This window comes from Streptomyces buecherae (assembly GCF_014295035.1).
In the GTDB taxonomy this organism is placed as follows: domain Bacteria; phylum Actinomycetota; class Actinomycetes; order Streptomycetales; family Streptomycetaceae; genus Streptomyces; species Streptomyces youssoufiensis.
On record NZ_CP060404.1, the window covers coordinates 4,523,966 to 4,532,857 of the forward strand.

Annotated in this window: 14 protein-coding genes; 7 read left to right on the forward strand and 7 right to left on the reverse strand. The window is 71.7% G+C overall.

The annotated features are described in order from the left end of the window. Positions 1 to 150: 150 nt before the first annotated feature. Positions 151 to 1,116, forward strand: coding sequence for an NAD(P)-dependent oxidoreductase (locus H7H31_RS17475; RefSeq protein ID WP_187117962.1), 966 nt, complete (start codon positions 151 to 153; stop codon positions 1,114 to 1,116). A 98-nt stretch (positions 1,117 to 1,214) separates the two neighbouring features. Here the strand turns inward: H7H31_RS17475 and H7H31_RS17480 are convergent, their stop codons facing one another. Continuing rightward, positions 1,215 to 1,841: a TetR/AcrR family transcriptional regulator gene (locus H7H31_RS17480; protein WP_187063350.1), complete on the reverse strand. Its 627-nt coding sequence runs from the start codon at positions 1,839 to 1,841 to the stop codon at positions 1,215 to 1,217. Positions 1,842 to 1,932: 91 nt separating this feature from the next. Between H7H31_RS17480 and H7H31_RS17485 the strand changes: the two genes are divergently transcribed. After that, on the forward strand, positions 1,933 to 2,310 hold the full coding sequence (locus H7H31_RS17485) for a Dabb family protein (RefSeq protein ID WP_222625338.1): 378 nt from the start codon (positions 1,933 to 1,935) through the stop codon (positions 2,308 to 2,310). A gap of 63 nt (positions 2,311 to 2,373) precedes the next feature. Here H7H31_RS17485 and H7H31_RS17490 read toward each other — a convergent pair whose 3' ends face one another. Beyond that, complete coding sequence (locus H7H31_RS17490) at positions 2,374 to 2,694, reverse strand: DUF6191 domain-containing protein (RefSeq protein ID WP_187063352.1); 321 nt, start codon at positions 2,692 to 2,694, stop codon at positions 2,374 to 2,376. 170 nt (positions 2,695 to 2,864) lie between these two features. Further along, positions 2,865 to 3,827 carry an alpha/beta hydrolase family protein gene (locus H7H31_RS17495; RefSeq protein WP_187063353.1) on the reverse strand — a complete coding sequence of 321 codons (963 nt, stop codon included), beginning with the start codon at positions 3,825 to 3,827 and terminating at the stop codon, positions 2,865 to 2,867. Positions 3,828 to 3,995: 168 nt separating this feature from the next. Between H7H31_RS17495 and H7H31_RS17500 the strand changes: the two genes are divergently transcribed. Then, complete coding sequence (locus H7H31_RS17500; protein WP_187063354.1) at positions 3,996 to 4,583, forward strand: TetR/AcrR family transcriptional regulator; 588 nt, start codon at positions 3,996 to 3,998, stop codon at positions 4,581 to 4,583. Between the two features lie 212 nt (positions 4,584 to 4,795). Here the strand turns inward: H7H31_RS17500 and H7H31_RS17505 are convergent, their stop codons facing one another. The 4 genes from H7H31_RS17505 to H7H31_RS17520 form a co-directional block, all read right to left on the reverse strand. Continuing rightward, a complete protein-coding gene (locus H7H31_RS17505; RefSeq protein WP_187063355.1) occupies positions 4,796 to 5,317 on the reverse strand; it encodes an RICIN domain-containing protein in 522 nt (173 codons plus the stop codon). 230 nt (positions 5,318 to 5,547) lie between these two features. Next, a complete protein-coding gene (locus H7H31_RS17510) occupies positions 5,548 to 6,378 on the reverse strand; it encodes a M55 family metallopeptidase (protein ID WP_187063356.1) in 831 nt (276 codons plus the stop codon). A 129-nt stretch (positions 6,379 to 6,507) separates the two neighbouring features. Then, entirely contained in the window at positions 6,508 to 6,741 is a 234-nt protein-coding gene (locus H7H31_RS17515; RefSeq protein ID WP_187063357.1) for a DUF7848 domain-containing protein, read from the reverse strand. Further along, positions 6,738 to 7,121 (reverse strand): hypothetical protein, encoded by a 384-nt coding sequence (locus tag H7H31_RS17520; RefSeq protein WP_187063358.1) that lies wholly within the window; start codon positions 7,119 to 7,121, stop codon positions 6,738 to 6,740. The genes H7H31_RS17515 and H7H31_RS17520 overlap by 4 nt, the downstream gene beginning before the upstream one ends. Before the next feature lie 116 nt (positions 7,122 to 7,237). On the opposite strand from H7H31_RS17520, the gene H7H31_RS17525 reads away from it, so the two are divergent. The 4 genes from H7H31_RS17525 to H7H31_RS17540 all read left to right on the forward strand — a co-directional run bounded on the left by H7H31_RS17525 (position 7,238) and on the right by H7H31_RS17540 (position 8,758). Further along, positions 7,238 to 8,053: a helix-turn-helix domain-containing protein gene (locus tag H7H31_RS17525; protein ID WP_187063359.1), complete on the forward strand. Its 816-nt coding sequence runs from the start codon at positions 7,238 to 7,240 to the stop codon at positions 8,051 to 8,053. Further along, positions 8,040 to 8,261 carry a DUF397 domain-containing protein gene (locus H7H31_RS17530; protein WP_187063360.1) on the forward strand — a complete coding sequence of 74 codons (222 nt, stop codon included), beginning with the start codon at positions 8,040 to 8,042 and terminating at the stop codon, positions 8,259 to 8,261. Before H7H31_RS17525 ends, H7H31_RS17530 begins: the two co-directional genes overlap by 14 nt. A 70-nt stretch (positions 8,262 to 8,331) precedes the next feature. Further along, entirely contained in the window at positions 8,332 to 8,547 is a 216-nt protein-coding gene (locus H7H31_RS17535; protein ID WP_187063361.1) for a DUF397 domain-containing protein, read from the forward strand. Continuing rightward, positions 8,537 to 8,758: a DUF397 domain-containing protein gene (locus tag H7H31_RS17540; RefSeq protein WP_187063362.1), complete on the forward strand. Its 222-nt coding sequence runs from the start codon at positions 8,537 to 8,539 to the stop codon at positions 8,756 to 8,758. The genes H7H31_RS17535 and H7H31_RS17540 overlap by 11 nt, the downstream gene beginning before the upstream one ends. The last annotated feature ends 134 nt before the right edge of the window (positions 8,759 to 8,892 follow it).

Genomic DNA, 8,892 nt, shown 5'->3' on the forward strand with positions numbered 1-8,892 from the left:
CGACAGCGAACCGACAGCCGACCGGCAGCCCCCACCCGCAGGGTGAGACCACGCCCCGGGGGCCGCCGAGCCGGCGCCGTGGAGCACCCCGCCACGTACGCGACGTACGCCGGCCACACCCACACCCACACCAGCCACAGGAGCCACGCCATGCCCAACACCGAACCCCAGCCCCAGCCCCAGCCCCAACCCACCACCCCGCCCCAGCCCCGACCCGGGAACGATCACGACCAGCACATCGCGGTCATCGGGCTCGGCAACCTGGGCCGCGTGCTGGCCGGGACGCTCCTGGACGCCGGCTACCGGGTGACCGTCTGGAACCGGTCGGCCGCCCGTGCCGAACCGCTGGTCGAGCGGGGCGCGCGGCGCGCGGAGACGGTGGCCGAGGCGGTCGCGGCGGCCGACCTGGTGATCGTCTGCGTGCTCGACTACGCCGTGGTGCGCGACCTCCTCACCCCCGCCGCCGACGTACTCGCCGGCCGCGTACTGCTCAACGTCACCTCCGGCACCCCCGAACAGGTCGGCGACATCGCCCCGTGGGTGGCCGCGCAGGGCGCGTCGTACCTGGACGGGGCCGTGTACGCGGTGCCGCAGACCATCGGCACGCCGAGCGCGTTCGTCCTCTACAGCGGCTCGCCCGCGGCCTTCGCGGCCCACCGCGAACGGCTCGAACTCTTCGGCTCGGCCCGGTTCACCGGCGAGCGCCCGGAGACGGCGGCGGGCTACGACACGGCGATCCTCAGCGGCATGTACGGCATGTTCGCGGGCTTCTTCCACGCGGTGGCGCTCGCCGAGACGTACGGCATCACGGCCACCGACCTGACCGACCCGCTGGTGCGCTGGCTCCGGGACGCCGCCGCCGCGCTGCCGGGCTTCGCGGCCGAGATCGACGCCGGCGCGTACGCCACCGAGACCTCCAACCTGGACATCAACGCGGCCGGCCTCGCCTCCATCCTCACCGCCAGCCAGGCCCAGGGCATCCCCACGGACCTGCTGGCCCCCCTCCAGTCCCTGTTCACGGACCAACTAGCCCTCGGCCACGGCGCGGACAGCCTGGCGCGGGCGATCGAGTCGGTGCGGGGGGTGCGGGGCGTGCGGGAAGGAGTCGGTGGGTGAGGTCGCGGAGTGGGCCGGCCAGGTCGTCCGTCGGTCAGCGCCCGGCGGGCCCCCGGCGGACGGCCCCACGCGCGGGCCCCACGGCCAGGGCGGCCGGGTCAGGCTCCGTACGCGCGCAGGAAGACGTCCACGGCGCTGGCCGCGACGGTGTCCGGGTCGGCGGTCGGGCGGTAGTCCAGCGGGCCGGTGAGCAGCGAGAGGAAGTGTTCGGCGGCCTGCTCCGGGTCGCTCGCGCGCAGGTGGCCGGCGAGGGCCAGCCGGGCCAACCGGTCGGCGAGGGCGGACCGTACGCGCAGGGCCGTGCGCTCGCGGACGCTCGCCGCCAGGTCGGGGAACTGCGCGGCCTGCGCGCAGGCCAACTGCCGTACGGCACGGGCCTCTTCGTCGTTCCAGGTGCGGAGCAGGTCGCGGGCCACGGCCGTGAGCCGGTCGCGCGGGGCGCGGTCGGTGGCGGCCTCGCGCAGCCCCTCGACGGCGGCGATGCTCCGCGCGCCGATCCGGTCGGCGGCGGCCTCGACGGCCTCGCGGTAGAGGCTCTCCTTGTCGTGCAGGTGGTTGTAGACGGTCGGCTTGGCGACGCGCGCCTCCTGGGCGATGTCCTTCACGCACGCCTGCGCGTACCCCTGCCGCGCGAAGACGGTGAACGCGCCGTCCAGGATCGCCTGCCGCCGCTCCGTCCGCCCACGGGGCGCCGCCCCGCCGCCCGTTGACATTTCTGAACCCATGGGTTCAGTCTAAGGCTGAACTTCCGAGACAGGATTCTTGAACCCGTGGGTTCAACGAGAAGGTAGAGGTGAGGCAGAGGTGATCGTTCACATGCTGCGTTTCGCGTTCAAGGAGAGCGTGACCGAGGAGGAGCGCGAGCGCGTGCTGGAGGTGTTCCGGCGCACGGCCGCCGTCGAGTCGGTGTCGTTCTCGACCGTGGGCCAGAACCTCGGCGACCCCGACCGCCTCACCCACGCCTTCTGCGTGGGCATCGCCGACCTGCCGGCCCTGCGGCGCTACATGCACGACCCGGTGCACCTGGCCGGCGATCCGCAGATCATGCCGTACCTGGCCAGGATCGCCATCGGCCCGGACCTCTCCGACGACATGTCGCCCACCCTGGCCCGGGACGTCCTCGCCCTGCACGAGGAGAAGGTCGCGCTCTACCCGGAGTGGGCCGCCGAACTCACCCCGCTGCTGGCGGCCTAGCGCTGCCGCCACGGCCGATACCGGCCGTAGGCCCCACGCCGGACCACCCCCACGCCGCGTCCCCTACCGCCCCCCACCCGACACCCGCACCACCACCGTCCCGCGCTCCAGGTCGACCGTGGTCCGGTGTGGTGGGGCGCCGTCGTCCTCGTCGTCCGGCAGGACGAGGGCCGACTGGCGTTCTTTCAGCTCGTGTTGCTTGCCCGGCGAGAAGCTGGCGTGGAGTTGCTCGAAGCCGGTAGCCGAGATCTGGCCCTGCCGGGCGCTGTTGCGCCACGGGAGCAACCCGGCGCGGCCCGCCCGGAGCAAGAGTTGGTCCACGAGGGCCACCACCGTCAGCGCGATGACCAGGCCGGGCAGGGTCATGAAGACGACGAATCCCATGCGGCCAGTATCCGAGGGGGCGGCGCGGCGGCCCAGCCCTTGCCGGGACGGGAATGCCGGGCCGGAGGGCGCCGGGACGGGGGGCGCCGGGACGGGGGGCGCCGGACAGGGATGCCGCAACAGGGACACCGAAACAGGGATGCCGGGGTAGGGCGCCGCCTATCCACCGCTCACTTCGACTCGACCTGGCCCAGCGCGTTCGGGCCGGTCGTCAGGGCCTGGCTCACCGTCTGCCAGGCGGGGTCGCCCGCGTAGAGCTGGCTGCGGAGGTACGCGCAGGTCAGGCGCTGGATGGCGGAGACGCGCTCGGGGCTCTCGTCCGTCGTCTCGGCGACGTCGTAGCCGGAGACCCCGCCGAGCCCGTGTTCCCCGCCGTGCAGGGTGAGCAGGGTCTTGGGGGCGGGGGCCAGCGCGTACGGGTCGGCGTGCCAGGCCGGGCCGAGGTGGGTGAGGTGGGACGAGTCGTCCCGGTCGCCGATGACCACGAGGGCGGGCGTGGTCATCGTGGCGTAGTCCGTGTGGGTGAGGAAACCGACGAACTCGGCGGCCGACTCGACCAGCGCGTCGCCCCCGCGCCCCGGCGCGGCGAGCAACACGCCCGCCCTGATCCGGGGTTCGGCCAGTATCACCTCGCCGCCGTCGCGCGGATCGACGTACCGGGCGCCCAACAGCAGGCTCGCGGTGTGCCCGCCCATCGAGTGTCCGGCGACCGCGACCCGCTCGCGGTCCAGGCGGCCGGCGAGGTGCGGCACGGCGGCCTCGATCTCGTCGAGCCGGTCCAGGACGCGCGTCATGTCCTCGGCGCGCGAGCGCCAGTGCATGGGGCCCCCGGGGGTGTCCGGCGGCAGGTTCAGCGAGCGCGAGCTGAGGTGGGTGGGTTGGAGGACGACGAACCCGTGCGCCGCCCAGAAGTGGGCCAGCGGCGCGTAGCCGTTCAGTGAGGAGAGGTGGTTCGAGTAACCCTGGCCGTGCGAGAGGAGGAGGATCGGCAGGTTGGTTCCGTGGACGGGTGCGGAGACGCGGAGTTCCAGGTCGACGGCTCGTTCGGGGGTGGGGAGGACGACCGGGCTGACCGAGAGGACGGGAGTGGGCGCCCCGAGGGCGGCGTCGTTCGACTGCGTCATGTCACTCATGGGGCTGGGTGTTCCCTTCGAGGGCGTCGCCCGCCGGGGCCCGGGGCGGGCGCGGCGGGCGAGGCGTACGGGAGGGCCCGGCTTCAGCTAAGCTGAAAGCGGAGCGCTGTTCCAATTACGATACGGAGCACTGTTCCGCTTTGTCAACGTCGCTGGTAGGAGTACGTGATGCCGACTGCGGGCCAGTCCGGGAAGACGCCGCCTAGGGGCAAGCGGGCCGATGCGCAGCGCAACGAACAGGCGCTGCTCGCCGCCGCCGCGGCGGTGTTCGTCACCTCGGGCGTCGACGCGCCGATCCGCCGCATCGCCGCCGAGGCGGGGGTGGGCATGGGCACGATCTACCGCCACTTCCCGACCCGCTCCGACCTCGTCGTCGCCGTCTACCGGCACCAGGTGGACGCGTGCGCCGAGGCCGGCCCGACGCTGCTCGCCGAGGCGGACTCGCCGTTCGCCGCGCTGCGCGCGTGGGTGGACCTCTTCGTCGACTTCCTGGTCACCAAGCACGGCCTGGCCAAGGCCATGCAGTCCGACGGCGGCGGCTTCGCCGCGCTGCACGCCTACTTCCTGGAACGGTTGGTGCCCGTCTGCGCGCGCTTGCTCGACGCCGCGGCCGAGGCCGGCGAGATCGAGCCCGGCACGCCGCCGCAGGAACTCATGCGCGGCGTCGGCAACCTCTGCATCGGCCGCGACAGCGACCCCGACTACGACCCCCGCCGCCTGGTCGCCCTGCTGCTGCGGGGGCTGCGGACGGGGTAGGCCCGCGGGGCCCGGGGCTGACCAGGCGCGGGCCAGCGGCGCGGCAGCGCCCCGGGCAGCGGTACGCGCGCCGACCGGCGGATTCCGGTGGCGCGCGCTCGTCGCTGGGCCCGGGCTTTGGCGCTGCTCAGAAGTGGAGGGAGCGGGAGGGGCGCGATTTCAGGAGTGCGGGACTGCGGGGTGAGGCGGCTCGGTAGGCCGGCCGGCTTGGGCTACTTCCACTTCTGCCAGTTGGCGCCGTTGCAGCTCCACTGGACGACACCGGCGCCGTCGGCGGTGCCGCCTCCGCGCACCTCAAGGCACTTGCCCGAGTTGTGGTTGGTCATGTGGTAGGTGCCGTCGCCGTTCGACTGCACGCGCCACTTCTGCCAGTTGGCACCGTTGCAGCTCCACTGACCGACCGGGGCGCCGTCGGCGGAGGCTCCGCTGAACACCTCAAGGCACTTGCCCGTGTTGCCGTTCCGGATCTCGGTCAGCGTGCCGCCGTTGGTGTTGGTCCACAGTTGCCAGGCGCTGCCGTCGCAGCCCCACTGGACGGCGCCGGCGCCGTCGGCGGTGCCGCCCCCACGGATCTCCAGGCACTTGCCCGAGTTGTGGTTGTACCAGGTCCACGTGCCGAGCCGATTACTCGACCGGTCGTTCTCCACGGCGGCGGCCGTCGAGGTCGACGCGGCCGCGAAGAGGAACAACGCCGCGACGGCGACCTTGCCGGACTTCGCCATACGTATCGCCATGAGTGCTCCTTGGGCCCGATGGGTTGAATTGAGCTCGCATATCGTGCCTGCCGGAAAGGTCGGTTCCGCTGGTGCGGAGCGTGGGCCGTCCAAATCTGGTGACGTATCGACCGGCAGAGCGACCTTGACGGCAGGTCTGGACCTGTGCGGTCGCCATCCGGTGGGCAGGGACGGGGTCAGGCCCCCCAAGGCGCGACCCGAGCCCGCCCCCGGCCCGCGCCCGCGTGGGGTCACCCCGGCTTGATCGTCCCGAGCTGTACGAGGAGGAGCACCAGCCGGTACGCCTCGGCGAAGTCGGCGGCGGTGAAGGCGACCGTACGGCCGCCCGCGACGCGCACGACGCCCGGTACGAGGGTGGCCAGGTCCACCGTGGTCGGGTTGGCGAGGTCGACCTCGACCTCCACCGGGCCCGGGAAGGCCAGCCGCTGCCCCCGTAGCCCGGCCCGCGTGACGGCCCTGGCGGACGCGTCGCGCAGTCGCTCCCGGGCCTCCTCGGGGTGCAGGGTGACGGCCGCACTCTGCCCGATGGCCTGCTTGACGGCGACGGTACGGACGCCCGGCACCAGCTCGGACAACTCGTCGCAAGCCGTGTCGTCGCCGCTCAGCAGCACCACCGGCACGCCCAGGTGTCCGGCCATCGCGGCGTTCAGGCCGATCTCACCCAGCGAGCGGCCGGCGACGCGTACGTCGAGTACGGCGTCGCTCATGGTGTGCGCGAGGACGGCGGGCCCGGCGCCGGCCCGCCCGTGGTAGCCCACGAGCAGCACGGCCTCGGTCGAGCCGTCGAGCCCGGCCAGCATGCCCAGCGGGCGCGGCTTCCCGCGCACCAGCCGCGCCCGCCGGTCCAGCGCCTCCGGCAGCAGGTTGCGGAACGGCCCGTGCGCGTCGGCGACCAGCACGGTGGCGGCGGGTTCGGCGTCGAGCACGCCGGCGATCGCGGCGTTGGCCTCGGCGGTCATGAGCTGTCGCGCGCGCTCGTAGTCGTAACCGGTCGGATTGGTCTCGCTCGGGTGCACGACCCCCGAGACGCCTTCCATGTCCACGGATATCAGTACCTTCATGGTCGCCGAGCCTACGGAGCGCGCCCGCGCGCGGCGGCGCGACCGCGCACGCGGCGGGGCCGCCCCTGGCGCGAACTCCCGCGCGGGGGCGGCCCCCTGGATCACTACGGCCCGCGACGCCTGCGCGGTTCACTCCTCGTCGCGGAGGACGCGGGCGTAGTCGGTGACCACGCGGCGGAACAGGTCGTGCCCCGGGTTGCGCCCGGTGTGCCGCAGGCACCAGTCCTGCGCGTCGTCCTGGTCCTCGAACCCACCCGACTCGGCCCGGCAACCGGCGGTCATGCAGAACGCTTCGAACGTCACGCCACCCTCCGGCGCCTGGCGAATGGTGTGCTGGACGAACCGGTACACGGCGTACGTCATGCGGGGCCGGCCTCTCGGCCGGTGTGACCGCAGTCGTCGTGGGCCGGGTTGCCCCAGTACAGCGCGGGCCCACGAGACTTCGGCTCACCCGCCGTGAGGCGCTGACCGCGCTCGTCGGCCACGCTCAGCACGTCGTCCAGGCTCTCGGTCAGCCGGGCGCAGGTGTAGCGGAGTACGTGGGCGGGCTGGCGGGGGACGGAGAGTACGTCCTTGGCGTGGGCCAACAGTTCGCGGCTCATGGCCAGTTGGATGGACTCACGGTTCCGCGCCACGCTGGTGTCCGGGGCTGCCTCGGCGATCAGGTGATCGCTTGTGTCGTTAGCCGACTGCTGTTGTTCGTGCCCCACCGAGTTGTTCCCCACATGTGCACTGTTGCTCATGGCCAGGCACCCCTTTCTCACGTACTGCACTGGACCGATTACAGAGTGGGAGGCGACGGAGTACGGTCGCTAGAGGGTTTGGCGTGCCAAAGCACTGAGCACGAAGGGGTCACCACATGGCGCTCACAGACGGACCAGCACACCGCAACGCGTACGGCGACGAACTGCGGGAACGTCGAGAGGCGCGAGGCTGGACTCAAGAGGAACTGGGAGCGCGCGCTGTGATGTCGCGTTCGCACATCGCCCACATCGAGGCGGGCCGTCGCTTCCCTTCGGTTGAGGACGCGGAACGCCTTGACCAGGCTCTTGAGACGGGTGGCGTCTTTCGGCGCTTTCTACCCGAGAGCAAACTCGCTTCGTTCTTCGCGGGCGTGGCCGTGATGGAACCGCAGGCCGTGATGATTCGCGAGTACGGCCAGTCGCTGGTGCCTGGACTGCTTCAGACAGCGGACTACACGGCGGCGGTGTTCGAGGCACATTTTCCCCGCAGGAGTGAAGAAGAGCGTGCTGACGGGATTCGCACACGCCTCGCGCGTGCCGACATTCTGGACGATCCCGTGCGCCCGGAGCTGTGGGCGCTCCTGGACGAGGCAGTGCTGCGGCGCGTTGTTGGTGGTCCAGCCGTCATGGCCGCTCAGCTACGACACATCTACGAGTTGGCCGCGCGGCAGCGCATTCGCCTGCATGTACTGCCGTTCAGTCTCGGCGCCCACGCGCTTCTGGAGGGGCCCGTCACCCTGATGCGCTTCGATGACATGGCGCCGCTCGCCTACGTGGAGGGACTCAGCACCGGCACGGTGTTGGATTCGCCGGCGGTAGTCGAGCGATGCCTCGTGTCCTACGATCTCGCTCTGGGCGACGCGCTGTCGCATCGTGAATCCATGTCATTTGTCAAGGCAGTTGAAGAGGAGTATGCGCATGCAGCTCGGTAACGATGCTTCTGATGCGTCAACCCTGGTCGGTTGGCGTAAGTCGAGCTACAGCGGCGGAAGCAACGGAAATTGCTTGGAGGTCAGTGCGGCTTACTCAAGCCTGGTCCCGGTCCGTGACAGCAAGGACCCACAGGGCCCGGCGCTGGTCTTCGACGCGGTGGCTTGGTCGGCGTTCGTTGGGGCCGTGCGGCGGGGAGAGTTCGCTTAGCGGCCCTGTCGCGTCGCGCGCCTGTGGTGGGCGCCAGGCTGGTAGCCGCGAGAGAGGCGGTCCCAAGGTGATGGCGGATCTGTCCACGGCCACGTGGTGCAAGTCGAGCTACAGCGGCGGCAGTAACGGAGACTGCGTCGAGTGGGCGCCGTCGGTGGCCCCGAGCGGTGTGGTGCCCGTCCGCGACAGCAAGGACCCGGGCGGGCCGGCGTTGCATTTTGACGTGGTGGCCTGGTCGGCGTTTGTTGAGGCGGTGCGGCGAGGGGAACTGGGTCATGTCGAGTAGCCCGTACTTCCCCGAGTCGTCGGCCCTCAGCGGCTGGCGTAAATCGACCTACAGCGGAGCCAGCAACGGCAATTGTGTGGAGGTCAGCGCTGCCTACCTGGGTGCCGTCCCCGTCCGCGACAGCAAGGACCCGAAGGGCCCGGCGCTGGTCTTCGACACGGCGGCTTGGTCGGCGTTCGTCGGGGCCGTGCGGCGGGGAGAGTTCCTGTAACCCGGTCGGCGCGCGGCAGTCCCGCCTGTGACGTGGCGGAGTTCCTGGTGCGAGTGCCATTGGTGTGCCACCGGCCTGAACGCATCAGTTCGTACCGGCACCCACCAGGAGGTCGCGCGGGATGGCGATGGTTG